Below are 26,845 nucleotides of genomic sequence, written 5' to 3'. Positions count from 1 at the left end.
AGCCGGGGTCCCGCCCGTCGGCATCAGGCGGCGGGCGCCGTCGCCCGCGCCGCGGGCCGGGCCGCCTGGAGCTTCTTCCGGCGGGTGGCGGCGCCCGAGCCGCGGTGGAGCCGGTAGCCGCCGGGCTTGCGGGCCTCGTCGGCGAGGTGCTTGACGACGACCTTGCAGACGGTCTCCTTGAGCTTGGCGCCGGGCCGGCCGTCGACGTGGAACCAGATCGCGTGGTCGGCCTTGGCGAACTGGAAGATGCCGTCGCCCCGGCCGAGGCTGATGCACTGGGCGCCGAAGGGCTGGTTGAGCGTTCCGGGGCGTTCCCCGGCGAGGCGGCTGAGGACGGTGTCGGCGGCCCGCGCGCCCAGGGGCATCGCGGCCTGGCAGCTCATCCGCAGCGGCAGGCCCGAGGGCGCCGACGCGTCACCGGCGGCGACGATCCGGTCGTCGTCCACGCTGGTCAGCGTCTCGTCGGTGAGCAGGCGGCCCTCCGGGTCGGTGGCGAGCCCGCTGCGGGCGGCGAGGTCGGGGACGGCGAAGCCGGCGGTCCAGACGGTGACCCGGCTGGGCAGTTCGCGGCCGTCGGCGAGGCGGACGGCGTCCGCGGTGACGGCGGTGACGGTGCTGCCGGGGCCGTCGACGACGGTGACGCCCAGGTGGGCGAGGCGGCGGGCCACCGAGCGGCGGCCGCGCGGGTGGAGGTAGGGGCCGAGGTCCCCGCCGCAGACCAGGGTGACGGCGCGGCCCGCCCCGGCGAGTTCGGCGGCGGTCTCGATGCCCGTCGGGCCGGCGCCGATGACCGTCACGGGGGCGGTGGCGGGCGCGGCGTCCAGGACGGGGCGCAGCCGCTGGGCGTCCTCCAGCGTGGCGATGGGGTGGGCGTGTTCGGCCGCTCCCGGTACGCGGAGGCCGGCGCCGGTGCTGCCGACGGCGTAGACGAGGTAGTCGTAGCCGAGGCGCTCGCCGGAGGCGAGTTCCAGGGTGCGGGCCGGGGCGTCGATGCGGTCGACGGAGTCGACGACGAGCCGTACGCCGTCGGCGAGGACCTCGCGGTAGTCGACGACCGCCGTGTCGGTGCCGCCGACGAGCTGGTGCAGGCGGATCCGGTGGACGAACGACGGACGCGGGTTGACCAGCGTCACCGTCACGTCGCGGCGCAGGGTCAGGCGGTTGGCCGCCATCACGCCCGCGTATCCGCCGCCGATCACGACCACTGCGGTGTTCTCGTTCATGGTGTCCTCCTCCGGTCGGGGTTCGGACACAAGACACCGCGTCCTCCTCCCGCGTGACGGGATGTGAGGTGGATCACCCCGCGGTCCGGGAGGGGCCCCTGCCGTCACCCCCGTGAACGGCAAGGGCCCTCACCCGACGCGGATCCCGTCCGGAAGGACCGGGGCCGGCTGTGCGCGGTGGCCGGAACCCGAGCCTAGGCGGCGGTCCGTCGAGGACATGTGCGGTGCGCGCACGGATCGTTGACGTTCCGTGCAACAGGTTTGACGGAACGGTGGCGGGGGGCAGGGAAGCCGGCCGGGCCGGGAGCCCGGGCCTTCGGGGTGCTCGGCTTCGGGTGCTCGGGCTCGGGCGCCCGGGCCTTCCGGGTGCTCGGGCGCTCAGGCCTTCGGGCGGCGCCGGAACAGCCGCTTGCCCGCCAGGACCAGGGCCGTTCCCGCAGCCAGGACCAGCGCCCCCTTGGTGAAGCTCCCGGAGTCCTGCCCCGCGGGCGCCCCCTGCGCCCCGGACGGGCCGCCGGAGCCGGCGGGCTGCTGCGGGGAGCCGGGGCGCGCCGCGTCCGGGGAGCCCGGGGCCGGGGCCGGGGCGTGGGGCGGTGCCACCGGTACGGCCACGACCCTGCTGTTCGCGCCCTCCGCCCCGAACATCAGCGTCCGCCCGTCCGGCGTGTACGTCACCGACTCCGCCTGCCCCTGCCACGGCGCGTCCACCCGCTCGCCCGCCCCCTCCGGGCGGCCGTCCTTCCACGGGTACGTACGGGCCGTGAGGTACCCGCGCAGCGTCAGCCGGCTGCCGTCGGGCGAGAACGCCCCGTCCGTCACCCAGGGCACCTCCGCGACCCGGCGGAAGACGTTGCGGCCGTCCGCCGACAGCCGTTCGGGGCCCTCGTACAGGCCGCCGCCCTGCTCGTTCTTGCTCGCGATGTACACCCGGCCGGTCACCGGGTGCACCATCAGCGCCTCGGCGTTGCGCGGTCCGTCCGCGTAGGCCACCGTGAACTGCTCGGCCCGCACGGTCCGGTCGCCCAGTTCCTCCGGTTCCTTGAAGCGGTAGATCCACACGTGGTCCCAGGTGCCGTCCTTGTTGTCGCCGATGTCGCCGACGTACAGCCGCCCGTCCGGGCCGAGCGAGATCGCCTCGACGTCCCGCGGGGTGCCGGTCCCGGTGAGCGTCACCCGTGCCACGGTCTTCCCCGTCGCGGAGTCCACGGCGTACACGTACGGGCCGTCGTCGCTGTCGTTGTGCGTCCAGTACACGCCCGGGTGGACGCGGCTGGCCGCGAGCCCGCTCGACTCCTTGATCCGCGGATCGGTGATGGTGAACCCGGTGGCGGTACCGGCGGCGGTACCGGCGGCCGTCCCGGCGGGGGTTTCGGCCGCGGCCGCGGCACCGGGCAGCAGGGCGAGCACGAGAGCGGCGGGAACGGCGGTCGACCGGGGCAGCAGGCGCATCCCCCAAGCGTGCCAGGGCGTACGGCGTGTCCGGCATCACAGGGGCTCCCGTCGCGTGATCCGCGATGATGACCGGATGCGTTTCATGTTCGTCGGCGACTCCATGACCATCGGACGCGCCGGCGACTACACCTGGCGCTACCGCATGTGGCAGCACCTCGGCGCCACCCTGGGCGACGGCTCCTTCGAGATCGTCGGCCCGCGCACCGCGCTGTACGACACCGGTGCCGACGCCGCCGTCAACCAGGACTACGCGGCCCCGGACTTCCCGGAGCACGCGCGCCGGCACCTGGCCGGGTGGGGCGAGGGCTGGCAGCACATGGCCCCGCTCGTCGGGCCCGCCGCCGCCGGGGCCCGGGCCGACGTCCTGCTCGTCTCCCTCGGCCTGATCGACCTCGGCTTCTACACCAACGCCGAGCAGACGGCCGCCAACGTCCGCCGCTTCGTCGCGGCCGCGCGCGGGGCCCGCCCCGCCATCCGGATGATCTTCATGCCGGTCATCCCCAACGTCCGCGCCGAGGACGAACCCCCCTTCGCCGCCGAGGTCGCCCGGTTCAACGAACTGCTCGCGAAGGCGGTCGCCGACCTGACGACCGACGCCTCGCCGATCCTGCTGGCCGCGCGCCCGGCCGCGTACGACATCCACCACGACACCTACGACGGCACGCACCCCAACGCCTCCGGCGAACACCGCCTCGCGGGCGAGTTCGCGGCCGTCCTGCACCAGGCCTGGGGCATCGGCGGCCCCTACCGGCCCGCAGCCGCCCCTTGAGGCCCTTGCGCGGAAAGGCTCTTGCCTGGAGCGCACTCCAGGCAGTTGGCTAGTGCCCCATGAAGTACACGCAGCTCGGACGCACCGGTCTCAAAGTCAGCCGCCTCGTACTCGGCACCATGAACTTCGGCCCCCAGACGGGCGAGCCGGAGAGCCACGCGATCATGGACGCCGCCCTCGACGCGGGCATCAACTTCCTGGACACCGCCAACGTGTACGGCTGGGGCGAGAACAAGGGCCGTACCGAGGAGATCATCGGTACCTGGTTCGCGCAGGGCGGCGGCCGGCGCGAGAAGACGGTCCTCGCCACCAAGGTCTACGGCTCCATGTCCCGCGAGAGCGAGACCTGGCCCAACCACGACCGCCTCTCCGCACTGAACATCCGCCGGGCCGTCGACGACAGCCTGCGCCGCCTGAAGACCGACCACATCGACGTCTACCAGTTCCACCACGTCGACCGCCGGACCCCCTTCGAGGAGATCTGGCAGGCCATCGAGGTCCTCATTCAGCAGGGAAAGATCCTCTACGCGGGCTCCTCCAACTTCCCCGGCTGGAAGATCGCCCAGGCCAACGAGACGGCCGCCCGGCGCGGCATGGTCGGCCTCGTCAGCGAGCAGTGCCTCTACAACCTCTCCGAGCGGCGCGCCGAGATGGAGGTCATCCCGGCCGCCGAGGCGTACGGGCTCGGCGTCATCCCCTGGTCCCCGCTGCACGGGGGCCTGCTGGGCGGCGTCCTCAAGAAGGAGGCCACCGACGGCCGGCGGGCCTCCGGACGCTCCGCGGACGCCCTGGCCGACACCTCCGTACGGGCCCAGATCCAGGCGTACGAGGACCTCCTCGACAAGCACGGCCTGGAACCCGGCGAGACCGCCCTGGCCTGGCTGCTGACCCGCCCCGGCGTCACCGGCCCGATCGTCGGCCCGCGCACTGCGGACCAGCTCGCCTCGGCCCTGCGCGCGGTGGAACTGGACCTCTCCGATGAGGTCCTGACCGCCCTCGACGAGATCTTCCCGGGCACCGGACCCTCCCCGGAGGCCTTCGCCTGGTAGGGCCCGGCGGCTACGGCGCCGCCCCGCACGCGCTTCGGCGCGGGCGGGGCGGGCGGTTGCGGGGTACGCGTCGAGGCGGGGGCCCGGACGGGCCTACTGGCCCACCGCGGACGCCACCGCCACGACGAGGAACATCAGCACGAGCACACCGGCCATGACACGGTTTCTGGTCTTCGGATCCACCCGTCGAGACTAACGCCCTCCCGCCCACGCCCCGCGCCAGGGGCTGCGAGACTTCCCTCATGGTCACCGTCGACGACGTACGGCGGCTCGCGCTCGCGCTGCCGCGCACCGAGGAACACCTCATCCGCGACCGGGTGAAGTTCCGCACAGGCCGGATCGTCTACCTCGCCCTCTCCCGGGACGAGACCGAGCTCGGCTTCGCCTTCCCCAAGGAGGAACGGGCCGCGCTCGTCGCCTCCCGGCCCGGCACGTTCTCCCTCCCCGGCGCCGCGGACATGCGCCACCACTGGGCGCACGCCCGCATGGCCGCCCTCGACGCCGCGGAGCTGGAGGAACTGGTCACCGACGCCTGGCGGATGTGCGTACCGGCCCAGGTCGCCCGCGCCCACCTGGACGGCGCCCTGCCGCCCGCGCCCGGACTCGAACGGCTGCGCGCCGCCGCCGAGGTGTTCGCCGGCTACCGGGCCGACCGCAGCTGGCAGGCCCTGCGGACGGCCACCGCACCCGGCATCGACCTCTCCGACGCCGCGCACCGCACCGCCCTGCACCGCTGGCTCAACGCCTGGGGCTGCCGCATCCGCTACCCGCGCGCGGGCGAGCCCGACCCGCTCGGGGCCGGGCTCGGCAGCTGGTGGGGCCGGCACTCCCTGCCCGACGCCCCGCTCGCGGCCCTGACCGACCGGGAGATCGGCCTGCTCGCCGCCGGGTACGCGGAGCTGGCCGCCCTGCCGGCGGGCCGCCGCACCCTGGGCCCGACGGCCGCCGCCAAGGCCCTGTTCGCGGTGCGGCCGCGCACCGTGATGCCCTGGGACGAGGCCATCGCCCTGCGGCTGCACGGCGCCCGCGACGAGCGGGCCTTCGGCCGGCACCTGCGCACCGGCCGGGCCTGGGCGCGGGCCGCGCTCGCGGAGAGCGGGCTGGAGGAGGACGCGCTCACCGCGGACCTGGGCCGGCCGGGCATCAGCCTGGCCAAGGTCATCGACGAGTACCTGTACGTCACCCTCACCCGCCGCGTGGACGACGCACCCCAGGGGGGCGTCCTCTAGACCAACGCGGGCTCCTCGCTGATCGGGGCCGTCCTCGGCCGCACCAGTGCCAGGTACCAGGCGGTGCGCAGCGCCACCGACACGTCGAGGCGGCCCGCGTTGAACCAGATCTCGTCGTGCTCCAGCAGCGCCGGATCGACGACCACGTCGACGTCCGGGTCGAAGCTGACCGGCATGATCGAACCGCTGACGCAGCCCGTCAGCTCCTCGGCGACCTCGCGGACGGCGAAGGAGGCGTTCGTGCCGCCGTACTCGGCGCGTACCGCCTCCAGGTCCACGCGGCAGTGGCCCGGGACCACGGCGATCACGTAGCGGCGCTGTTTGCGTCCCAGCGCGACCCTGATGACCAGGCACTTGGCAGCCTGCTCCAGGCGGTGGCCGCGTATCAGGCTGGCGAGTTCGGTACGCCCCTCCGGGGCGTGGCGCAGCAGCCGGTAGTCGGCTCCTCCGTCCGCCAGGAGGTCGAGCAGGCGGGCGTAGCTGTCCGCGATCGCGGTCGCAGAGGTCACAACGGTCCTTTCCGGAAATACGTCGGGGTGACGTCGGTGGGGACTCAGCGGTCGCGCAGCTCCAGGGTGCAGCACTTCACGCTGCCGCCCGCCTTCAGGAGTTCGGAGAGCCCGACCCCGATCGGCTCGAAGCCGCGCGCGCTGAGCTGGGCCATCAGGCCGGTCGCCGCCTCCGGCAGCAGCACGTGGCGGCCGTCGGAGAAGGCGTTCAGCCCGAAGACCGCGGCGTCCTCGGCGGTGGCGAGGATCGCGTGGGGGAACATCGTGCGGAGCACGGACCGGCTGCCCTCGGAGAAGGCGGCCGGGTAGTACATGACCTCGTCGTCGGAGAGCACGGCCAGGGCCGTGTCCAGGTGGTAGTACTCCGGGTCGACGAGGGTCAGGCTCGTCACCGGCAGGCCGAAGAACTCCTGGGCCTCGGCGTGCGAGCGCGGGTCGGTGCGGAAGCCGGTGCCGGCGAGGAGCCGGCGGCCGACGGTGAGGAAGTCCCCCTCGCCCTCGTTGACGAACTCGGGCCAGAGCACGTCGCGGTAGCCGCGGCGTTCGAACCAGCCCAGGTACGCCGGTCCTTCGGCGGTGCGCTGCGCGTGCCGGAACCGCGCGCCGTAGACCTTGCCGTCGACGACGGTGGCGCCGTTCGCGGCGAACACCATGTCGGGCAGGCCCTCGACGGGGTCGATCTCCTCGACGAAGTGGCCGAGTTCGCGGTACAGGTCGCGCAGCCGCTCCCATTGGGAGACGGCGAGGGCGGGGTCGGTGCTCTTCTCGGGGTGCATCCAGGGGTTGATCGAGTACGTGACGTCGTAGTGCCGGGGACGGCACATGAGCAGCCTGCGCCGGGTGGCGACGCGCGCGGGGGTGGTGGGCGCGGTCGCCGCCGTTGCCGGGGTGGGGGTGGTGGTGGCTGCGGCGGTGGGCTCGGTGAGCGGCACGGGGACTCCTTCGAGGGTGGCCGGAGGGATTCCGGGCCGCCCCGCGGGTGGGTGGCGGGGCGACCGGTGGTGCGGTGCGTGCGTGCGTCAGCGGGCGGCTTGCCAGGTACGTGATCCGGAGCATGCCGGGGTCGCCTCTACTGCTTCTGTTTCACCGGAATCCGGATTCCGCGCCCCGAAGTACGGGCCACCAGGGGGTGAACCGTCCCCGAACGCTGGGCCTTCGCGCCCCTCAGCCGGTCAGCGGCCAGGCCTGGACGACCTCGTAGCGGGGCTGCTCGCCGGGGACGCCGGAGGTGGGGAGGTTGCTGCGGACCAGGCTGAGGGTGTCGACCTGCCAGGGCGTGCCGTCGAAGCCGGCGAGGGCGTCGAGGCAGGGCCGCAGGTCGGTGTGGGGGTGGGTGGCGCGGGCGAGGGTGAGGTGCGGGGTGTAGCGGCGGTGGTGCTCCATGGACACCCCGGCCCGGCGGGCGGCGGCGTCGGCGCGGTCCGCGAGCAGCCGCATCGCGTCGATGCCGCCGGCCGCGCCGGTCCACAGGGCGCGGTGGCCGAAGTGGCCGATGCCGTGGAGGCGGAGCGGGAAGGGGGCGCTGCGGTGGGCCGCGCGGGCGAGGCGGGCGTACAGGTCGGGGAGGAGGGGGTCGGGGACCTCGCCCATGAAGGCGAGCGTGAAGTGCCAGCCCGCTTCCGCGGTCCACCGCAGGCCGTCGGGGCGCGGCGCGGCGGCGACGGCGGCGCGCAGTTCCGCGGTGGCGGCGGTGCCGGGCAGTACGGCGGCGAAGAGCCTCACGGTCCCGACCCTATGCCGGACGCGCCGGCCGCGCGGGCCGATCGCTCCGGCCGTGCCGCCGGTGCCGCCGGGGCCGGTGCGGCGGGTGTGGCTGGTGCGGCGGCTGCGGAGGGTGGGCGCCGCTGCGCGGGGCGAGGTCCCCGCCCCGCCCTTCGCCCGTTCCTCCCCCAGCTACCGCTGGGCGGTACCCCCAGGGGCGCTGCCCCGGACCCCGTTCCTGCGGGCCCGCCCCAGGCCCCCGCGCCGCAGACGCCGGCGGGGCTGACCTCAGCCCCGCCGGCGTCTGCGGCGACGGGAGCGCTGCGCCCGGCCGGGGGGTCCGGGGCGGAGGGCCCGTACGGACGGCACCGCAGGGCCCCGCGCCCGGCCAGGGTTCAGGCGGCGGGTGCCAGGTCGCGGCGGGGGGCCGGGACGAACACGACTCCGTGGCGGTTCAGGCGGAGGCGGAGGTTGCCCACGCGGGACAGGACCAGGCCCACCGCGACCGCCGCCGCGAGGGAGATCAGGCCTCCGGCCGCCATGCCGAGGCGGGCGCCGTAGGTGTCCGTGATCCAGCCGACCAGCGGTGCTCCGACGGGCGTGCCGCCGGTGAAGACCATCATGTAGAGGGCCATGACCCGTCCCCGCATCTCGGGGTCGGTGGCCATCTGCACGCTGGAGTTCGCGACGACGTTGACGGTCAGGCCGAACATCCCGATCGGCACCAGCAGCGCCGCGAAGAGCCACAGGCCCGGGGCGAACGCGGTGACCAGGAGCAGGACGGAGAACAGCACGGCCGCCGCCACCAGCAGCCGCAGGCGGGCGTGCCCGCGGCGGGCCGCCAGCAGGGCTCCGGCGAGGGAGCCGGCCGCGATGAGGGTGTTGAACAGCCCGTACGTGCCGGCGTCGCCGTGGAAGACGTCGTCGACGAAGGCCGACAGCCAGATCGGGAAGTTGAACCCGAAGCTGCCGATGAAGCCGACGAGCACGATCGGCCAGACCAGCTCGGGCCGTCCGGCGACGTACCGCAGGCCTTCCCGGAGCTGTCCCTTGGCGCGCGGCTGCGGGGTGACGGGGTGCAGTTCACGGGTGCGCATCAGCAGGAGGCCCGCGATGGGCGCGGCGAAGGACAGGCCGTTCAGCAGGAAGGCCCAGCCGGAGCCGACGGCGGTGATGAGCACGCCGGCGATCGCCGGGCCGACCAGCCGCGCGGACTGGAAGTTCGCCGAGTTCAGGCTGACGGCGTTGGCGAGCTGTGCGGGGCCGACCATCTCGGAGACGAAGGTCTGCCGGGCCGGGTTGTCGACGACGGTGACCAGGCCGATCAGGAAGGCGGCGAGGTAGACGTGCCAGACCTGGACGTGTCCGGCCAGGGTGAGCGCGGCGAGGCCGATGCCGGTGAGGCCCATCGCGCTCTGGGTGGCGATCAGCAGCGGTCGCTTGGGCAGCCGGTCGGCGAGTACGCCTCCGTAGAGCCCGAAGAGCAGCATCGGCAGGAACTGCAGGGCGATGGTGATGCCGACGGCGGAGGCGGAGCCGGTCAGGGAGAGGACCAGCCAGTCCTGCGCGATGCGCTGCATCCAGGTGCCCGTGTTCGAGACGACCTGGCCGGTGGCGAAGAGCCGGTAGTTCCGGATCTTCAGCGAGCTGAACGTGGACTGTCTGCCCGCGCTGTGTGTAGGGGTGGATGTATGGCCGGGTGCGGAGTCTGCTCCGGTTCCCGTACTCAAAAGCGTTCGCCTCCTGGCGTCGTTCCTATAGGTGGGCGAGCTTCTCCAGGACGGGTGCGGCCGCGCGGAGCTTGGCCCATTCGTCCTCGGTGAGCTCGGCCGCGAGCCCGGCCAGGAACGCGTTGCGCTTGCGGCGGCTCTCTTCGAGCATCGCCTCGGCCTCCGCGGTCTGGCGGACCACCTTCTGGCGGCGGTCCTCGGGGTGCGGCTCCAGCGTGACCAGTCCCTTGGCTTCCAGCAGCGCGACGATGCGTGTCATCGACGGGGGCTGGACGTGCTCGCGCCGGGCCAGCTCACCGGGGGTGGCGTGGCCGCAGCGGGCGAGGGTGCCGAGCACCGACATCTCGGTCGGGCTGAGCGATTCGTCGACGCGCTGGTGCTTCAGGCGCCGGCCCAGCCGCATCACGGCGGAGCGCAGATCGTTCACGGCGGCGGCGTCGTCGCCATGGGAGAGGTCATGCATGTCTTTAGAGTAACTCATTACTCTGCCTAAAGAAAAACGGGTTCGGAGTGCTTCCCGTCTCACTCGTACGGGTGAGTGAGCGGCGGAAAGTGACACGCGTCCGCACCGTCTGGCCCGACCCTTTCGGGCATGGGGACACATGTGCTGAGCATGCGCATAGACGGGGAGCTGCTGGACCGGCTCCGGAACCATGCCGCCAAACGCGGAATGAGCGTCCAGGACTATGTCGTCCGGACGCTCATTCGCGATGACTTCGACGAGCGGTTCAAGGCCGCCGTCGACGAGACGGAGAAGTTCTACGGTCTTACGTGAGCTACGTGAGGCCGAGGGCCGGCATCGCGTAGTAGAAGACGAAGACCGCGGAGACGGCGTACATGGCGGCCGGGACCTCGCGGCCCCGGCCGGTCGCCAGGCGCAGCACGCAGAAGCTGATGAAGCCGATGCCGATGCCGTTGGTGATCGAGTAGGTGAAGGGCATCATCACCATGGCCATGAAGGCCGGGACGGCGATGGTGAAGTCGCTCCAGTCGATGTCCCGGACCGAGCCCGCGAGGATCAGGAAGCCGACCGCCACGAGGGCGGGGGTGGCGGCCTGCGAGGGGACCATCGTGGCCAGCGGGGTCAGGAAGAGCGAGACGGTGAACAGGCCGCCGGTCACCACGTTGGCCAGGCCCGTGCGGGCGCCCTCGCCGACCCCGGCCGTGGACTCCACGAAGCAGGTGGTGGCGGAGGACGAGGTGGCGCCGCCGGAGGCGACGGCCAGGCCGTCGATCAGCAGGACCCGGTTGATGCCGGGGAAGGTGCCGTCGGGCTTGGTCAGCCTGGCCTCGTCGCCGACGCCGAGGATGGTGCCCATCGCGTCGAAGAAGCAGGACAGCAGCACGGTGAAGACGAAGAGGACGCCGGTGAGCATCCCGACCTTCTCGAAGCCGCCGAAGAGGCTGACCTGGCCGACGAGGCCGAAGTCGGGCGCGGCGACCGGGTTCCCCGGCCACTGCGGGACGGTCAGGCCCCAGGCCAGGTCCGGCAGGTCGGTGATCAGCTGCACCGCGACGGCGACGACGGTCATGGCCACGATGGAGATCAGGATCGCGCCGGGCGTCTTGCGGATCAGCAGCGCGAGCGTGAGCAGCACGCCGACGACGAAGACCAGGACCGGCCAGCCGTGCAGGTGGCCGTTGCCGCCGAGCTGGAGCGGCACGGTGGTGTGCGCGGCGTCCGGGATGCGGGTGACGAAGCCGGAGTCGACGAGGCCGATCAGCATGATGAACAGGCCGATGCCGATCGCGATGCCCTTGCGCAGGCCCAGCGGGACGGCGTTCATGACCCGCTCGCGCAGACCGGTGGCGACCAGCAGCATCACCACGAAGCCGGCCAGGACGACCATGCCCATGGCGTCGGGCCAGCTCATGCGCGGGGCCAGCTGGAGGGCGACGACGGTGTTGACGCCGAGGCCGGCGGCCAGCGCGATCGGGACGTTGCCGATGACGCCCATCAGGAGGGTGGAGAAGGCGGCCGTCAGGACGGTGGCGGTGACGAGCTGGTCGGCGTCGAGCTGGTGCCCGTACATGTCCTTCGCGCTGCCCAGGATGATCGGGTTGAGCACGATGATGTAGGCCATCGCGAAGAAGGTGGCGAAGCCGCCCCGGACCTCGCGGGCGACGGTGGAGCCGCGCTCGGAGATCTTGAAGTAGCGGTCCAGGCCGGTGGTGGGGGCCGCGGCGGGTGCCGAGGTGCTCATGCGGTCCTCAAACGGTTCTATTGGGCGGTTTCTACGAACGAATCCGGTCGCAGGCAAACCGTTTCAGTATGAACACATGAACGAAGGGCAGTCCATCTCCGCGCGTAGACCCCAAAACGCGCCACCTAGACTTGACCGCATGGCGAAGTGGACTGCGAAGTACGAGGCGCCCGAGCCCCTGGAGGGCCCGGTTGTCGCCACCATCACCGGCGGCACGATCCTCTGGTTCGCCATGTTCCTCGTCCAGCTGCCCTTCTACGGCTGGTTCGCCGACCGCGACCTCCTGTGGTGGCTGTGGACCTGCGCCGCCGGCGGCGGCCTCGGCCTCATCGGCATCTGGTACGTCCGCGGCCGCGACGCCGCCCTCAAGCGCCACGCGGCGGAACAGGCCGCCGCCCGGGCCGCCGGCGAACCGGACACGCCCTAGCCCAGGGGACGATCCTGGTCATCCTGAAGTCGGATCTTCCGGCCGCTCGGGGGGTGAAGCGTTCGAACCGCCTTTACCGTCGAAAGCATGACGCAGCGGGCGAGGATCGACCATGACGGGCCGGAACGGGCCGGCGGCGCCGCCATCGACGCGGGAGCCGAGCTCGACCCCGTACACCCGGTGAAACCCCCCGCCCCCCGCTTCAAGCCGGGCGGCCTCACCACCGCCGAGGTCGCCGAGCGCGTGGCGCGCGGGGACGTCAACGACGTCCCCGTCCGCTCCTCCCGCTCCACCGCCGACATCGTCCGCGGCAACGTCTTCACCCGCTTCAACGCCATCATCGGCGTCCTCTGGGTGATCATGCTGATCGTCGCGCCCATCCAGGACAGCCTCTTCGGGTTCGTGATCATCGCGAACACCGGGATCGGCATCATCCAGGAACTCCGCGCCAAGAAGACCCTCGACGGCCTCGCCGTCATCGGCGAGGCCAAACCCGGCGTCCGCCGCGACGGCACCACCGCCGAGGTCTCCACCTCCGAGATCGTCCTCGACGACGTCATCGAACTCGGACCCGGCGACAAGGTCGTCGTCGACGGCGTCGTCGGCGAGGCCGACGGACTGGAGATCGACGAGTCCCTCCTCACCGGCGAGGCGGACCCCGTCCTCAAGAAGCCCGGCGACCAGGTCATGTCCGGCTCCTTCGTGGTCGCCGGCGGCGGCGCCTTCACCGCCACCAAGGTCGGCCGCGAGGCCTACGCCGCCCAGCTCGCCGAAGAGGCCTCCCGCTTCACCCTCGTCCACTCCGAGCTGCGCAGCGGCATCTCCACCATCCTCAAGTACGTCACCTGGATGATGGTCCCGACCTCCATCGGCCTCATCATCAGCCAGCTCGTCGTCAAGGACTCCAACCTCAAGGACTCCATCGCCCGCACCGTCGGCGGCATCGTCCCGATGATCCCCGAGGGCCTCGTCCTCCTCACCTCCGTCGCCTTCGCCATCGGCGTCATCCGGCTCGGCCGCAAACAGTGCCTCGTCCAGGAGCTCCCCGCCATCGAGGGCCTCGCCCGCGTCGACGTCGTCTGCCTCGACAAGACCGGCACCCTCACCGAGGGCGGCATGGACGTCACCGAGCTCCGCCCGCTCGGCGGCACGGAACCCGCGTACGTCAAGAAGGTGCTCGGAGCCCTCGGCGAGTCCGACCCGCGCCCCAACGCCAGCCTCCAGGCCATCATCGACGCCTACCCCGACAGCACGGAGTGGCGCTGCACCGAATCACTGCCCTTCTCCTCCGCCCGCAAGTACAGCGGCGCCAGCTTCAGCGAGGGCGACGGCGAGAACAACACCTGGCTGCTCGGCGCCCCCGACGTGCTGCTCCCCGCCGGAGACCCCGCCCTCGACGAGATCAACGACCTCAACGAGCAGGGCCTGCGGGTCCTGCTGCTGGCCCGCTCCTCCCGCGAGCTCGACGACCCCGCCGTCGCCACCGGCGTCCGGCCCACCGCCCTCGTCGTCCTCGAACAGCGGCTGCGGCCCGACGCCGCCGACACCCTGCGCTACTTCGACGAGCAGAACGTCAAGGCCAAGGTCATCTCCGGTGACAACGCCGTCTCCGTCGGAGCCGTCGCCGGCAAGCTCGGGCTGCCCGGCGCGGCGAACACCGTCGATGCCCGCGAGCTGCCCTCCGAGCGGGCCGAGATGGCCGAGGTCCTCGACGGCAACTCGGTCTTCGGCCGCGTCACCCCGCAGCAGAAGCGGGACATGGTCGGCGCCCTCCAGTCCAACGGCCACACCGTCGCCATGACCGGCGACGGCGTCAACGACGTCCTCGCCCTCAAGGACGCCGACATCGGCGTCAGCATGGGCTCCGGCTCGGAGGCGACCCGGGCCGTGGCGCAGATCGTGCTGCTGAACAACAGCTTCTCCACCCTCCCCTCCGTCGTCGCCGAGGGGAGGCGGGTCATCGGCAACATCACCCGCGTCGCGACCCTCTTCCTCACCAAGACGGTCTACTCGGTGCTGCTGGCGATCCTGGTGGTCTGCTCGCAGGTCGAATACCCCTTCCTGCCCCGCCACCTCACCCTGCTGTCCACCCTCACCATCGGCATCCCCGCCTTCTTCCTGGCGCTCGCCCCGAACAAGGAACGCGCCAAGCCGCACTTCGTGAAGCGGGTCATGCGGTACGCGATCCCCGGCGGCGTGGTCGCGGCCGTCGCCACCTTCGCCACGTACCTGATCGCCCGCGCCCACTACAGCGGCCCGGACGCCCTGAAGGCCGAGACCAGCGCGGCGACCCTGGCCCTGTTCCTGACCTCCATGTGGGTGCTGGCGATCATCGCCCGCCCCTACACGTGGTGGCGGGTGGCCCTCGTCGGCGCGATGGGCGCGGCCTTCCTCGTCGTCCTCGTCGTGCCGTGGCTCCAGGAGTTCTTCCAGCTCAAGCTGGAGGGCGTGACCATGCCGTGGATCGCGGTCGCGGTCGCGGCGGCAGCGGCGGCCCTGATCGAGTTCACCTTCCGGTGGGTGGACCGCCGCTTCCCGGCATAGAAGGGCCCGGCCGGGGCCCGGCCGGCTAGTCGAACCACCTGTCGCGGGCCAGTTCCGCCGTCCGCGACGGGTCCTCCAGCAGGGCCGCCACCTCGAAGCGGCGCGGCCACTGGGACGCCGACCAGGCCAGGCCCGCCGCCACGCCCTCCAGGGTCGCCGCGTGCAGCACCCCGTCCGGGGTGAGCCGCCAGTCCAGCTCCGTGCCGCCCGCCACCAGCTCCTCGTGCTCCACGTACGTCGCCGGGGTGCCGGGGCCGAGCAGGATCCGCACCGACTCCGGGACCTCGTGCCGCTCGCCCGGCGTGGCCACCTCCGCCGGGACCGTCTCCGACAGGCGCCGCACCTGGAACAGCTCCGCCAGGTCCGCGGCGCGCGCCGGGGACACCGGGAGCAGCGGCAGGCCCGCCGTCAGCGGGAGCAGGTCGGGGGCGTCGGCCACGACCGCTTCGGACGCGTCCACCACGACGACCTCCCCGTCCACCACCGCCCGCAGCTCGTCCGGCAGCGTGACCTGCTCCGGGTCCAGGTCGGCCAGCGCCCCGTACAGGCCGTGCAGCTGGCGGCCGCTCACCTCGCGCTCCGGGTCGGCGAGCCGGCCCAGCAGCTCGGCCGCGCCGCCGGGCTCCTCCAGCAGGGCGCGCACGGAGGTCCGTACGCCCAGGGCCCGCAGCACCTGCTCGTCCTCGAAGCCGGTCGCGTCCGCCGGGGTGTAGAGGCCCGCCAGCAGCGGATCGCCGCCGGCCGCCCGCAGCCCGGCGGGGCGGCGGCCGTCCAGCACCGGGTGGTCGCGCAGCCACCACGCGGTGTACGAGCGCACCGAGCGCGTGGTGCCGTCCGGGAGCAGGATCCGCACCGGCTGGGTCAGGGCGTCGCGCAGCGGGGGCTGCGCGAGCATCGCCAGGGCCTGGGGCCAGCGGTCGTCGTCGACGAGGTCCAGGTCCCGGACGGCGATCAGCTCGGTCGCCACCGGCGGCACCGGGGTGTCCGGGAACTGGTCGAGGAGGTCCTCGCACCACACGTCGACCGCGTCCAGCAGGCCCGCGTCGTCGGGCTCGGCGAAGTCCCCCTCGCGGGGCTCCAGTTCGTCCGGATCGAGGACCACGTCGGTGGCCCGGACCAGCTGGAACGCGGTCAGCACCCCGCAGGCGGCCAGCGTGTCCGCGTCCCAGCGGGCGGCCAGCTCGGCGTCCAGGTACGGGACTTCGTCCTCGCGCAGCACCGACGCCAGCGGGCTTCCGGCGAGCAGCAGTTCACCGGCCGGGGTGAGCTCCCCGTCCTCGTCCGGCAGGGCCAGCGCGCCCAGCCAGGGCTCGTCGCCGGGGGCCAGCCCGGCGGCCCGGACCAGGGTCAGGACGGTCTCGGCGAGCTCGTCCGGATCCAGCGCGTCCTCGTCCCAGACCTCTCCCGCGTCCAGGGAGGCGGCCACGGCGGCACGGATCTGCGGGGTCGTCAGGACGGCGCGCGCGGTGGCGGGGAGGGCGCCCAGCTTCTCCAGCAGCGGGTGCGCGGCCTCGGGGTGGGCCACCTTCAGGCCGAGACGGGCCAGGTCCGCGGGGGTGTCCGGGCCGGGCAGCAGGACGTGGCGGGGGCCGATGGTGGTGCGGCCGTCGGCGAGCGGCACGGGCAGCCCAGACAGCCGGTCGGGGTCCACGCCGGCCAGGGTGTCGTAGAGGCGGTGCCACCAGTCGGGGGTGCGGTCGATGCCCGCGATCCGCTCGATGGCGTCGCCGAGCGGCAGCCGGCCCACGCCCAGGGTGCGCAGCTCGGGGCGCCGTTCCAGCCCGGCGGGCAGCAGCGTCGGGAGGACCTCCGCGAGGACCCGTACGGTGTCGGCGCCGGCGCCCTCCACCACCTCGGCCTCGAAGGGGCGCAGCGAAGGGAGTTCCTCGGTGGGGGCGGCCGGGGCGAGGAAGGAGGTGCGGGGCAGCCGCTGCAGTACGGCGGCGCGCAGGGCGCCGTCGAGGGGGCTGCCGCCGAGCTGCCCGGGGACGAGGTCGACGAGGGCGGTGGTCACCGGGTCCCAGGCGCCGAGGAGTTCGGCGTACGCGTCGGCCGCGCGCTCGACGAGGAAGTCGGTCAGGGGCCCGGGCGCGGGGTGGCGGCGGGAGGTGTCCAGCGGCAGCGAGGCGATGAGCAGGGCGGGGACGCCCAGCGGCTCGTCGGTGGGGGTCGGGGCGTGGACGACGGGCGCGGTGTGGACCGGTACGGGGGCGCCGTCGGCGTCGACGGGCGCGGCCCAGGTGACCGTCCAGTCGGGGCGCAGCCGCTCCTCGACTGGACGGTCGGCGAGGAGGGCGGGGTCGATGGGGCCGGTGTGGCGGACGGTGCGCCAGCGGTGGGTGCCGGTGGCGGAGTCCTCGATGACGGTGTACGGGCCGTCCATGCGCCGGTAGAGGACGCGGTGTCCGGCGGTCGGGGTCTCGATGACGACCTCGCGCAGCCCGGGCAGGGTCAGCAGGAGTGCGTCGTCGATGCCGGCCAGCAGGCGTTCGGTGAGGTCCTCGGCGGCGGCGTCGCGCAGCGGGAGGACCACGACGGTGTCGTACCCCTGGGGGGCGGTGCCCTCGGCGGGCAGCGGGAGCCGCAGCAGCGGGACGTGGCCGTCGCGGCGGCGGAGTTCGTCGCCGAGGCCGGGGCTGCCGTTGGCGGCGTCCCGGGCCAGCTCGCGGGCTTCGGCGAGGGACCAGCGGACGCCGCCGTGGCGGCCCAGGACCGCCGGTTCGTCGGAGACGGCCAGTACGGCGGCGAAGCCGACGCCGAAGCGGCCGACGGAGCCCTGGTCGTTCTCCCGCTTGGCGGAGGCGCGCAGGGTGCTGAGCGATTCGACGCCCGTCGCGTCGAGCGGGGCGCCGGTGTTGGCGGCGGCCAGCACGGCGGGGCCGTCGGGTCCGGCGGGGTGCAGGGTCAGGCGCAGCCGGCCGGGAACCTTGGCGCGGGCGGCGGCGTCGGCGGCGTTCTGGGCCAGTTCGACGACGAGCCGGTCCCGGTAGCCGCCGAGCGCGAGGTCCTCCTCGGCGTTGGCGTCCTCCCGGAACCGGGCCGGCCCCGCGCCCCACGCGTCGAGCACCCCGCGTCGCAGCCGGGCGGTGCCGAAGGGGTCAACGCCGCTCTGGGCCGCCGTCACTCGCACGTTCACGCCGCTGCCTCCACGCTGTGCTGCGTACTGCCTCTGGAGTGCTGAAGGTATCGTGTGGTGGGCTACGCCTTGCCCGTGAGGTGCGCGAACACGACGACGTTGGCGTCCCAGTGGCGGTCGGCGGTGAGGTTTCCGCCGCAGGTGATCAGGCGCAGTTCGGCCTTGCCGTGGGTGTCGCCGTAGACCTTTCCGGTGGGGAAGGAGTCCTTCCGGAAGGTGTCGACGGCGTCGACGGAGAAGACGGCGGTGGTGCCGTCGCTGCGGTGGACGTCGATCTCCTGGCCCTTCTTCAGGTTCTTGAGGCGGAAGAAGACGGCCTCGGGGACCTGCGGGGTGTCCATGTGGCCGACGATCGCGGAGGCGCCCGCCTCGCCGGGGGTGGGGCCGTCCTTGTACCAGGCGGCGTCCTTCGGTTTGGCGAAGTCGGGCTCCTGCATGACGCCCTGGGCGTCGAGGCCGACGGTGTCGAGGGGTGCGTCGACCTTGATGCCGGGGATCTCGATCCGGTCGGGGACGGACGCGGGGAGCGCGGTGGCGGCCGTGCGGGGGGTGGTCGCGTGCGCTTCGGCGCCGGCCGAGCAGCCGGTGGCGAGGGCGGCGACGGCCAGGGCCGCGGCCCCCGCCAGGGTGGCGGCGCGGTGCGCGCGGCCGCCCCGGCGGGGGGAGGGGGCGGGCTCAGGCATCGGCGGGGGCCTGGCCGGTGTTCACGGAGCCCTTGGGGGTCTTGTGCTCGGAGGGCTTGAGGGGGGTCACCGGGGTCACGGGGGTCACGTCCGGGTTGCCCTTGGCCTCGACGGAGAACTTGGCGGTGTCGAACTTCTTGCCGCCCGCGAAGGCGTCGACCCCGTAGTAGCCGCTCTTCACGTCCTTGGCGACGGTCGCGGTGCCGGTGAAGGTGCCGTGGCCGTCGTTCTTCAGGTCGACGCGGCCTCCGGCGAAGGCGGCGGACTTCACGTAGGCCTCCTTCGCGGTGGTCTTCACGGTGACGGTGACCTTGTCGCCGGGGCGGCCGAAGTCGGTGGAGAGGCGGAGGGTGGAGGGTGCCGGGGTGGGCGGGGCAGGGGTGCCGCCCTTCTTGACGGTGAGCTGGGTGGTGGCCTGGAGCTTGGTGCCGTCGGGGGCGGTTGCGGTGAGGGAGACACCGTAGGAGCCGTCCTTGACGTCGGCGACCTTGGCGGTGCCGCTCCAGACGCCGTCCTTGGCGGGGGTGAGCTTGACGTCGCCCAGGGCGGCGGAGGAGACGGCCGGGTGCGTGGAGCCGGCCGGTGCGGTGACGGTGACGCTGACGGCGTCGCCGGGCTTCACGGGGGAGGAGGGCACCTCCACGCGGGCGGAGACGGCGGGGTGCGTGCTCGCGGTGGCGGTGGGCGAGGGGGTGGGGGTGCCGGCGGCGAAGGCGGCGGTGGCGCCACCGAGGGCCAGGGACGTCGTGAGGGCCACGGCGGTGATGGTGAGTGCCTTGCGCATGAGTTCCTCCTGAACGGGCGGGCCGGGTTCCGTTCCCGGCACACCGGACAAGAGGGACATCCCGCCCGTTCGGTTTCGGGGGTCCGGGGCGGCCGGGACGGTCGGGCCGAAGGTCCCGGGAGGCGAATCCGCAGGCGGGAGAGGGGTGATGGCCGCCCGTTTACGGAGGCTTTGCCCCGAATTTTGGGACCAAAGACCCGGAGTGGCCGCAGGCCTCCGCAGCCGTTCGCAGGCCGCCGCAGCCCTCCGCGACGGAACACGGAAGCCCCCGGCGCCGGGAAGGCGCCGGGGGCTCCACACGCACGGACGGGACGGAGGATCCCGTCGGATCAGGGCTGCCCGATCGGATCAGCGCCTCGCGCGATCAGTGCCTCGCGCGATCGGATCAGAGCTGCCGATCGGATCAGAGCTGCTCGATCACGTAGTCGATGCACGCCGTCAGCGCCTGCACGTCCGCCGGGTCCACCGCCGGGAACATCGCGATGCGCAGCTGGTTGCGGCCCAGCTTGCGGTACGGCTCGGTGTCCACGATGCCGTTGGCGCGCAGCACCTTCGCCACCGCCGCCGCGTCGACGTCGTCGGAGAAGTCGATCGTGCCGATGACCGCGGAACGCTTGCCGGCGTCCTGCACGAACGGGCTCGCGTACTTCGACGCCTCCGCCCAGCCGTACAGGTTGCGCGCGCTGGCCGCCGTACGGCCCGTCGTGAACTCCAGACCGCCCTGCGCGTTCATCCACTTCAGCTGCTGGTCCAGCAGGAACAGCGTCGACAGCGCCGGGGTGTTGTACGTCTGGTTCTTCAGCGAGTTGTCGATCGCCGTCGGCAGCGAGAAGAACTCCGGGATGTGCCGGCCCGAGGCGTGCACCCGCGCGGCCCGCTCCAGGGCCGCCGGGGAGAACGCCGCCAGCCACAGGCCGCCGTCCGAGGCGAAGGACTTCTGCGGGGCGAAGTAGTAGACGTCGGTCTCGGTGATGTCCACCGGCAGACCGCCCGCACCGGAGGTCGCGTCCACCAGGACGAGGGACCCGGCGTCCGCGCCCGCGACGCGCTTCACCGGCGCCGCGACACCCGTCGAGGTCTCGTTGTGCGTGTACGCGTACACGTCCACGCCCGCCTCGGCGACCGGGTCCGGGTGCGTGCCCGGCTCGGAGGAGATCACCGACGGCTCGTCCAGCCACGGCGCGAGCTTCGCGGCCTTGGCGAACTTCGACGAGAACTCGCCGAAGGTGAGGTGCTGGGACTTCCGCTCGATCAGACCGGCCGTCGCGATGTCCCAGAAGGCGGTGGAGCCGCCGTTGCCCAGGATCACCTCGTAACCCTCGGGCAGGGAGAAGAGGTCCCGGAGGCCCTCGCGCACCGAGCCGACCAGGTTCTTGACCGGGGCCTGGCGGTGCGAGGTGCCGAGCAGGGAGGTACCGGTGGCGGCGAGGGCGTCCAGCGCCTCGGTCCGCACCTTGGAGGGGCCCGCGCCGAAGCGACCGTCGGCGGGCTTGATGTCAGCGGGAATCTGGATCTCAGCCACGAGCGGAGCGTAGCGGGTCCCGGACCGCGCGTCGGAGGCGCGTCCACCCGGTGAGACGCGGGGGGCCGGTGGGAAGGTGTCCCTCGTGACCTCACCCCGGGAGATCGAACGGACATTGCGGACGGAACTGCGCGGGGAGGTGGACTTCGGAGCCGCCGCACGCGCCCTCGCCACCATGGACGCCTCGAACTACCGCCGCGTCCCGCTCGGCGTCGTCACCCCCCACGACGCCGCCGATGTCGCGGCCGCCCTGCGGATCTGCGCCGACGCCGCCGTCCCCGTCGTACCGCGCGGCGGCGGCACCTCCCTCGCCGGACAGGCCACGGGCGTCGGCGTGGTCCTCGACCTCACCCGGCACATGAACGCCCTGCTGTCCCTCGACCCCGCCTCCCGGACCGCGGTGGTCCAGCCCGGACTCGTCCTCGACCGGCTGCGCGACGCCGCACGCCCCCACGGGCTCACCTTCGGACCCGACCCGGCCACGCACTCCCGCTGCACCCTCGGCGGGATGATCGGCAACAACGCCTGCGGGGCCCACTCGGTGGCCTGGGGCACCACAGCCGACAACGTGACGGAGCTGGCGGTGACCGCCTACGGCGGCGCGGAGCACCGCATCGCCACCGGCTGGACGGGAGCACCGGCCGGCCTGCGGGAACTGGTCCGGGACGACCTCGCGGTGCTCCGCACCGGCCTCGCCGCCGGCTCCTTCTCCCGCCGCGTCTCCGGCTACGGCGGACTCCACGCCCTCCTCCCCGAACGCGGCACCCGCCTCGCCGCCGCCTTCTGCGGCAGCGAAGGCACCCTCGGCGTGGTCACCGAGGCGGTGGTGCGCCTCGTCGAGCTGCCCCCCGCACCCGTCCTCGCCGTACTCGGCTACCCCGACGAGACGGCGGCCGCCGACGCCGCCGCCGGGCTCCTCGGACACGGGCCGCTCACCGTCGAGGGCATGGCCGAAGACCTGGTGCGCGGCGCCACCGGACTCCCCAGGGGCGGCGCCTGGCTGTTCGTGGAGATGCCCGACGAATCCGCCGGACGGCGCCTGCTGCGGGAGGCCGACGCCCTCGACGCCGCCCTGGTGACGGAACCGGCCGCGCAGCGCGCCCTGTGGCGGATCCGCGAGGACGCCGCCGGCACCGCGACCCGGACCCCGGACGGGCGGATGGCCTGGCCCGGCTGGGAGGACTGCGCGGTACCGCCCGCCCGGCTCGGCGCCTACCTGCGCGAGTTCCGGGCCCTGCTGGCACGGCACGGGCTGCACGGGACCCCGTACGGGCACTTCGGCGAAGGCTGCGTCCACGTCCGCATCGACTTCGACCTGGTCACGGCCCCGGGCCTGGCCCGCTTCCGGGACTTCTCCGAGGAACTCGCCGACCTGGTCGTCGCCCACGGCGGCTCCCTGTCGGGGGAGCACGGCGACGGACAGGCCCGCGCGGAACTCCTGCCCCGGATGTACGGGCCGCAGGTCATGCGGGTCTTCGCGGCGTACAAGGACGTGTGGGACCCGGCCGGCGGCATGAACCCCGGGATCCTCGTCCGCCCGGCCCGGCTCGACGAGAACCTCCGCTTCACGGTGGTGCCGAAGGGCGCCCCGCTGGCCGAGGAAGCCACCCGCTGCGTCGGCGTCGCCCGATGCCGCACCACCGAAACCGGCGGACCCGCGGTGATGTGCCCCTCCTACCGGGCCACCGGCGAGGAACGGCACTCCACGCGCGGCCGGGCCCGGCTGCTGCACGAGATGCTGGCCGGGGAGATCGTCACCGACGGGTGGCGCTCGGCCGAGGTCGCCGAAGCCCTCGACCTCTGCCTGGCCTGCAAGGGCTGCCGCAGCGACTGCCCGGTCGGCGTGGACATGGCCGCGTACAAGGCGGAGTTCCTGCACCGCCACTGGTCCGGCCGCCCCCGCCCGCTGGCCCACTACACCCTGGGCGGCCTCCCCACGTGGCTCCGGCTGATCACCCGACTGCGCGCGGCCCGAGCCGTCAACGCCGCCGGACGCGCACTGCGGGTACCCGGCCTGGCCCGCGAACGGCCCCTGCCGGAACTGGCCCGGGTCCCGTTCACCCGCTCGGTACGGGCCCTGACGGCGGGGGCGGGGGCGGGGTCTTCGGGCGGCCCCGGGGCCGGGTCTGGTGCCGGTGCCGGTGCCGGTGCCGGTGCCGGGTCTGGCGTAGGCGCAGACGCCGGTGCCGGTGCCGTGACCGTGACCCTGTGGCCCGACACCTTCACCGAGTACCTCGCCCCCGAAGCCGGCCGCGCGGCCCTCCGCGTCCTGGCGGACGCCGGGCTCCGCGTCATCGTCCCCGCGGGCGGCCGGGTGTGCTGCGGGCTCACCTACGTCTCCACCGGCCGCCTGGACCGCGCCCGCACCGTGCTCCGGCACACCCTGGAGGCCCTGGGCGAGGTACGCGGACCCGTCCTGCTCCTCGAACCCAGCTGCGCGGCGGCCCTGCGCACCGACCTCCCGGCCCTCCTCCCCGACGACCCCCGCGCCCACCGCCTCGCCGCAGCCGTCCGCACCCTCGCGGAGACCCTGGAGGAGCACGCCCCCCACTGGACCCCGCCCCGCCTGGACCGGCCCGTCGCCGGACAGACCCACTGCCACCAGCACGCCGTCCTCGGCGACGCCGCCGACCGGCGGCTCCGCGCACGCGCCGGGCTCACGGGGGAGCTCAGCGGCGGCTGCTGCGGCCTCGCGGGCAACTTCGGCTTCGAGCCCGGCCACCACGCCGTCTCGGTGGCGTGCGCGGAGGAACAGCTGCTGCCGTCGCTGCGTGCGGCCGCCCCCGACGCCGCGGTGCTGGCGGACGGGTTCTCCTGCCGCACCCAGATCGCGCAGCTGGCCGGCCGACGGGCCCGCCACTTGGCGGAACTCCTGGCGGAGGGGCTGGAGGGGGAGGGGGCGGGGGAAGGGGTGTAAGGAAAAACTCGGGTTGATGGGGCTTACGCACCCCTTAGGCTGGATTCATGCCCGCACCCTCCCCTTCGTCCCCGACGACCGCCGCCCCGACGACCGCCACCCCGGTTTCCGCCCCCGCCCGGGGGTCCCGGTTCGGGCCGGTCGCGCTGGTGGTCGCGGCCGGGGTGTCGGTGCAGTTCGGCGCCGCCCTCGCGGTGATGGTCATGCCCAGGGTGGGCGCGGCGGGCGTGGTCACCCTGAGGCTCGCGGCCGCCGCACTGGTGCTGCTGGTCCTGTGCCGGCCCAAGGTGCGCGGCTACCGGCGTTCCGACTGGGGCACGGTGCTCGCGTTCGGTGTCGCCATGGCGGGCATGAACGGCCTCTTCTACCAATCCATCGACCGCATCCCGCTCGGCGCCGCCGTCACCCTGGAGGTGCTCGGCCCGCTGGCCCTGTCCGTCATCGTCTCGCGCCGCCTGGTGAACCTGCTGTGGGCCGCCCTGGCCCTGGCGGGCGTCGCCCTGCTCGCCGGCCACGGCGGAGGAGGCCTCGGCGGCCTCGACCTGCTCGGCGTTGGCTTCGCCCTGGGCGCGGGCGCGATGTGGGCGGCGTACATCGTCTTCAGCGCCCGCACCGGACGCCGCTTCCCCCAGGCCGACGGCCTGGCCCTGGCGATGGCGGTGGCCGCCGTCCTCTCGCTCCCGCTGGGCGTGGCGGAGGCGGGCTCCGACCTCCTCGACCCGAGCACGCTGGCCCTGGGCCTCGGCGTGGCGGTGATGTCGTCGGTGCTCCCGTACACCCTGGAGCTCCTGGCCCTGCGCCGCCTCCCCGCCCCGACCTTCGCGATCCTGATGAGCCTGGAACCGGCCATCGCGGCGACCGCCGGCTTCCTGCTCCTGAGCCAGGCCCTGTCGCCGCTGGACGCCCTGGCGATCGCCCTGGTGATCGCGGCGAGCATGGGCGCGGTGCGCTCGCAGAGGAAGAAGAGCACGGCGGGGTAACCGGGGCGGTAGCCCCCTGGGCCGAATCAGGGAGGCGCTGGGGGCTTCCCGTCAGTCCCATCGTCCTTCCGTGTCGTGCCGGTCCCTCAAGGGCGCTCCTTCGTCGCGTCACTTCGTGATCGCCTTCGGCGACCCTTGACAGCCCGACCCGCCCCGGAAAGCCGAAAGACTGCCGGGAAACCCCCAAAAGAACGGCACGGTCCATGGTTGGAGGAGCGGCCCTGTCATGGACGAGACGAGGGGCCGGGCGCCGGCCTGCCGGGCATCCGGGCCCCCAGGAGCCGATATCCGGGACCACGGGTGCTCTACCTGCACGGAAGGACGACAGGACCGTCCTGCGGACCACCCAGGCGCGACCGATCGCTACGCGCTCCTCCCGGCTTGGCGTCCGGCGACCGTCTGGGGCTGATACCTGCACCAGAGGTTGATCAGAGCAGTCCAGGTTGCAGTTGGGCGCGACCGATCGCTACGCGCTCCTCTCTGCCGAGCGTCCTGGGACCGTCCGGGGCTGATACCTGCACTGGAGGTTGAGCAGAGCGGCGTGGGGAGCGGTCAGGCGCACGGGATCGCTTCATGCGCCCCATCTCTCCGGAAACCCTGCTCCGGCTAGGGTGGACGGCACATCGTGAACCGGAACAAGGAGCAGTCGTGAGCGCCATCGCCCTCCAGCAGGAGATCGCCCGGGAACTCCAGGTCGCCGAGACCTTCGAGGCCGAGCGGGAGATCGAGCGCCGGGTGGCCTTCCTCGCCGAGCGGCTGACCTCCACGGGACTGCGGTCCCTCGTACTCGGCATCAGTGGTGGCGTCGACTCCACCACCACGGGCCGCCTCTGCCAGCTCGCCGTCGAGCGGGCCCGTGAGGCGGGCCACCAGGCGGAGTTCTACGCGATGCGACTGCCCTACGGCGTCCAGGCGGACGAGCACGACGCCCAGCTCGCGCTGTCCTTCATCCAGGCCGACCACGTCCTGACCGTGGACATCAAGCCCGCCAGCGACGCGGCGCTCGACGCGTCGGTGGCCGCCGGCGTGACCTTCCGCGACGCCCACCACCAGGACTTCGTGCACGGCAACATCAAGGCCCGCCAGCGCATGATCGCCCAGTACGCCGTCGCCGGTGCACAGGCCGGGCTGGTGGTCGGCACCGACCACGCCGCCGAGGCCATCTCCGGCTTCTTCACCAAGTTCGGCGACGGCGCGGCGGACGTGGTCCCGCTGACCGGCCTGACCAAGCGCCGCGTGCGCGCCCTCGCGGACCTGCTGGGCGCACCCGCCGAGCTGGTGTGGAAGATCCCGACGGCCGACCTCGAGACCCTCGACCCGGGCAAGGCCGACGAGGACGCCCTGGGTGTCACGTACGACGACATCGACGACTTCCTGGAGGGCAAGCCGGTCGACGAGCGCGCCTTCGAGACCATCGTCAACCGCTACCGCCTCACCGAGCACAAGCGCCGGCTCCCCATCGCCCCCTGACCGTGCCGGTCGCCCCAGATCACCGTGAGACGCGGTGATCTGGGCACCACGTAGCGATCCAATGCGCCCACCGGCGACCTGGACTGCTCTGATCAACCTCTGGTGCGGGTATCAGCCCCAGACGGTCGCCGGACGCCAAGCCGGGAGGAGCACGTAGCGATCTGCCGCGCCTGGCGGCTCCCCAGGTCGATCTGGTCGTCCTCTAGCGCAGGTATCAGCCCCGGACGGTCGCCGGACGCCAAATCGGGAGGAGCGCGTAGCGATCGGTCGCGCCTGGGTGGTCCGCAGGACGGTCCTGTCGTCCTTCCGTGCAGGTAGAGCACCCGTGGTCCCGGATCTCGGCTCCTGGGGGCCCGGATGCCCGGTGGCCGGCGCCCGGCCGCTCGTCTCGTCCATGACAGGCCCGTCCCTCCCTCCTCTCCCCCGTGACCGTTCTTTTGGGGGTTTCCCGGCAGTCTTTCGGCTTTCCGGGGCGGGTCGGGCTGTCAAGGGTCGCCGAAGGCGATCACGAAGTGA

Annotated in this window: 21 protein-coding genes; 9 read left to right on the top strand and 12 right to left on the bottom strand. The window is 73.4% G+C overall.

Features of this window, described 5'->3' with window-relative positions:
* Positions 1-23: 23 nt before the first annotated feature.
* Positions 24-1,223, bottom strand: coding sequence for an NAD(P)/FAD-dependent oxidoreductase (locus tag AC069X_RS34670; RefSeq protein WP_478735075.1), 1,200 nt, complete (start codon positions 1,221-1,223; stop codon positions 24-26).
* 378 nt (positions 1,224-1,601) lie between these two features.
* Complete coding sequence (locus AC069X_RS34665) at positions 1,602-2,672, bottom strand: YncE family protein (protein ID WP_478735073.1); 1,071 nt, start codon at positions 2,670-2,672, stop codon at positions 1,602-1,604.
* Between the two features lie 76 nt (positions 2,673-2,748).
* Here AC069X_RS34665 and AC069X_RS34660 point away from each other — a divergent pair, with 76 nt between their 5' ends.
* From AC069X_RS34660 to AC069X_RS34650, 3 genes are all read left to right on the top strand, one after another.
* A complete protein-coding gene (locus AC069X_RS34660; protein WP_478735071.1) occupies positions 2,749-3,444 on the top strand; it encodes a GDSL-type esterase/lipase family protein in 696 nt (231 codons plus the stop codon).
* 59 nt (positions 3,445-3,503) lie between these two features.
* A complete protein-coding gene (locus tag AC069X_RS34655; protein WP_478735069.1) occupies positions 3,504-4,493 on the top strand; it encodes an aldo/keto reductase in 990 nt (329 codons plus the stop codon).
* Between the two features lie 242 nt (positions 4,494-4,735).
* The gene (locus AC069X_RS34650) at positions 4,736-5,722 is read left to right on the top strand and encodes an MmcQ/YjbR family DNA-binding protein (RefSeq protein WP_478735067.1); all 987 of its coding nucleotides are present in this window, start codon (positions 4,736-4,738) and stop codon (positions 5,720-5,722) included.
* On the opposite strand, the gene AC069X_RS34645 is transcribed toward AC069X_RS34650, so the two are convergent.
* The 5 genes from AC069X_RS34645 to AC069X_RS34625 all read right to left on the bottom strand — a co-directional run bounded on the left by AC069X_RS34645 (position 5,719) and on the right by AC069X_RS34625 (position 10,125).
* Positions 5,719-6,231, bottom strand: coding sequence for a YbaK/EbsC family protein (locus AC069X_RS34645; RefSeq protein WP_478735065.1), 513 nt, complete (start codon positions 6,229-6,231; stop codon positions 5,719-5,721). The genes AC069X_RS34650 and AC069X_RS34645 overlap by 4 nt on opposite strands.
* Positions 6,232-6,275: 44 nt before the next feature.
* A complete protein-coding gene (gene ddaH / locus AC069X_RS34640; protein ID WP_478735063.1) occupies positions 6,276-7,163 on the bottom strand; it encodes a dimethylargininase in 888 nt (295 codons plus the stop codon).
* A gap of 232 nt (positions 7,164-7,395) precedes the next feature.
* Positions 7,396-7,953: an RNA 2',3'-cyclic phosphodiesterase gene (gene thpR / locus AC069X_RS34635; RefSeq protein ID WP_478735061.1), complete on the bottom strand. Its 558-nt coding sequence runs from the start codon at positions 7,951-7,953 to the stop codon at positions 7,396-7,398.
* 374 nt (positions 7,954-8,327) lie between these two features.
* Positions 8,328-9,662, bottom strand: coding sequence for an MFS transporter (locus AC069X_RS34630; RefSeq protein ID WP_478735059.1), 1,335 nt, complete (start codon positions 9,660-9,662; stop codon positions 8,328-8,330).
* Positions 9,663-9,687: 25 nt separating this feature from the next.
* Positions 9,688-10,125: a MarR family winged helix-turn-helix transcriptional regulator gene (locus tag AC069X_RS34625; protein ID WP_478735057.1), complete on the bottom strand. Its 438-nt coding sequence runs from the start codon at positions 10,123-10,125 to the stop codon at positions 9,688-9,690.
* A gap of 129 nt (positions 10,126-10,254) precedes the next feature.
* On the opposite strand from AC069X_RS34625, the gene AC069X_RS34620 reads away from it, so the two are divergent.
* Positions 10,255-10,437, top strand: a complete 183-nt coding sequence (locus tag AC069X_RS34620; protein ID WP_478735055.1) for a ribbon-helix-helix protein, CopG family — start codon at positions 10,255-10,257, stop codon at positions 10,435-10,437.
* 1 nt (position 10,438) lies between these two features.
* Here AC069X_RS34620 and AC069X_RS34615 read toward each other — a convergent pair whose 3' ends face one another.
* Positions 10,439-11,866, bottom strand: coding sequence for an NCS2 family permease (locus AC069X_RS34615; RefSeq protein ID WP_478735053.1), 1,428 nt, complete (start codon positions 11,864-11,866; stop codon positions 10,439-10,441).
* Positions 11,867-12,005: 139 nt separating this feature from the next.
* Between AC069X_RS34615 and AC069X_RS34610 the strand changes: the two genes are divergently transcribed.
* Together AC069X_RS34610 and AC069X_RS34605 are read left to right on the top strand one after the other, a co-directional pair.
* Positions 12,006-12,293: a DUF2530 domain-containing protein gene (locus AC069X_RS34610; protein ID WP_478735051.1), complete on the top strand. Its 288-nt coding sequence runs from the start codon at positions 12,006-12,008 to the stop codon at positions 12,291-12,293.
* Positions 12,294-12,380: 87 nt separating this feature from the next.
* The gene (locus AC069X_RS34605) at positions 12,381-14,837 is read left to right on the top strand and encodes an HAD-IC family P-type ATPase (RefSeq protein ID WP_478735049.1); all 2,457 of its coding nucleotides are present in this window, start codon (positions 12,381-12,383) and stop codon (positions 14,835-14,837) included.
* 25 nt (positions 14,838-14,862) lie between these two features.
* Here AC069X_RS34605 and AC069X_RS34600 read toward each other — a convergent pair whose 3' ends face one another.
* From AC069X_RS34600 to serC, 4 genes are all read right to left on the bottom strand, one after another.
* A complete protein-coding gene (locus AC069X_RS34600; protein ID WP_478735048.1) occupies positions 14,863-17,973 on the bottom strand; it encodes a sacsin N-terminal ATP-binding-like domain-containing protein in 3,111 nt (1,036 codons plus the stop codon).
* A gap of 62 nt (positions 17,974-18,035) precedes the next feature.
* Positions 18,036-18,656, bottom strand: a complete 621-nt coding sequence (locus tag AC069X_RS34595) for a class F sortase (RefSeq protein WP_478735046.1) — start codon at positions 18,654-18,656, stop codon at positions 18,036-18,038.
* Entirely contained in the window at positions 18,649-19,440 is a 792-nt protein-coding gene (locus AC069X_RS34590; RefSeq protein WP_478735044.1) for a hypothetical protein, read from the bottom strand. Before AC069X_RS34590 ends, AC069X_RS34595 begins: the two co-directional genes overlap by 8 nt.
* A 403-nt stretch (positions 19,441-19,843) precedes the next feature.
* A complete protein-coding gene (serC, locus tag AC069X_RS34585; protein WP_478735042.1) occupies positions 19,844-20,962 on the bottom strand; it encodes a phosphoserine transaminase in 1,119 nt (372 codons plus the stop codon).
* An 85-nt stretch (positions 20,963-21,047) separates the two neighbouring features.
* Between serC and AC069X_RS34580 the strand changes: the two genes are divergently transcribed.
* The 3 genes from AC069X_RS34580 to nadE all read left to right on the top strand — a co-directional run bounded on the left by AC069X_RS34580 (position 21,048) and on the right by nadE (position 26,329).
* Complete coding sequence (locus AC069X_RS34580; RefSeq protein ID WP_478735040.1) at positions 21,048-23,879, top strand: FAD-binding and (Fe-S)-binding domain-containing protein; 2,832 nt, start codon at positions 21,048-21,050, stop codon at positions 23,877-23,879.
* A gap of 47 nt (positions 23,880-23,926) precedes the next feature.
* On the top strand, positions 23,927-24,859 hold the full coding sequence (locus AC069X_RS34575; RefSeq protein ID WP_478735038.1) for an EamA family transporter: 933 nt from the start codon (positions 23,927-23,929) through the stop codon (positions 24,857-24,859).
* Positions 24,860-25,507: 648 nt separating this feature from the next.
* Positions 25,508-26,329 carry an ammonia-dependent NAD(+) synthetase gene (gene nadE, locus AC069X_RS34570; RefSeq protein WP_478735036.1) on the top strand — a complete coding sequence of 274 codons (822 nt, stop codon included), beginning with the start codon at positions 25,508-25,510 and terminating at the stop codon, positions 26,327-26,329.
* Positions 26,330-26,845: the final 516 nt, after the last annotated feature.

The organism is Streptomyces sp. NPDC043896, from assembly GCF_056435605.1.
This window is presented reverse-complemented; position numbering and strand designations above follow the sequence as displayed.

Excerpts from the sequence above, each read along its gene's own strand:
- AC069X_RS34625 (WP_478735057.1), bottom strand. The coding sequence starts at position 10,125 with ATGCATGACCTCTCCCATGGCGACGACGCCGCCGCCGTGAACGATCTG.
- AC069X_RS34605 (WP_478735049.1), top strand. The coding sequence starts at position 12,381 with ATGACGCAGCGGGCGAGGATCGACCATGACGGGCCGGAACGGGCCGGC.
- AC069X_RS34665 (WP_478735073.1), bottom strand. The coding sequence starts at position 2,672 with ATGCGCCTGCTGCCCCGGTCGACCGCCGTTCCCGCCGCTCTCGTGCTC.
- AC069X_RS34655 (WP_478735069.1), top strand. The coding sequence starts at position 3,504 with ATGAAGTACACGCAGCTCGGACGCACCGGTCTCAAAGTCAGCCGCCTC.
- AC069X_RS34615 (WP_478735053.1), bottom strand. The coding sequence starts at position 11,866 with ATGAGCACCTCGGCACCCGCCGCGGCCCCCACCACCGGCCTGGACCGC.
- AC069X_RS34650 (WP_478735067.1), top strand. The coding sequence starts at position 4,736 with ATGGTCACCGTCGACGACGTACGGCGGCTCGCGCTCGCGCTGCCGCGC.
- AC069X_RS34575 (WP_478735038.1), top strand. The coding sequence starts at position 23,927 with ATGCCCGCACCCTCCCCTTCGTCCCCGACGACCGCCGCCCCGACGACC.
- AC069X_RS34670 (WP_478735075.1), bottom strand. The coding sequence starts at position 1,223 with ATGAACGAGAACACCGCAGTGGTCGTGATCGGCGGCGGATACGCGGGC.
- AC069X_RS34610 (WP_478735051.1), top strand. The coding sequence starts at position 12,006 with ATGGCGAAGTGGACTGCGAAGTACGAGGCGCCCGAGCCCCTGGAGGGC.
- AC069X_RS34660 (WP_478735071.1), top strand. The coding sequence starts at position 2,749 with ATGCGTTTCATGTTCGTCGGCGACTCCATGACCATCGGACGCGCCGGC.
- AC069X_RS34620 (WP_478735055.1), top strand. The coding sequence starts at position 10,255 with ATGGGGACACATGTGCTGAGCATGCGCATAGACGGGGAGCTGCTGGAC.
- AC069X_RS34595 (WP_478735046.1), bottom strand. The coding sequence starts at position 18,656 with ATGCCTGAGCCCGCCCCCTCCCCCCGCCGGGGCGGCCGCGCGCACCGC.
- AC069X_RS34590 (WP_478735044.1), bottom strand. The coding sequence starts at position 19,440 with ATGCGCAAGGCACTCACCATCACCGCCGTGGCCCTCACGACGTCCCTG.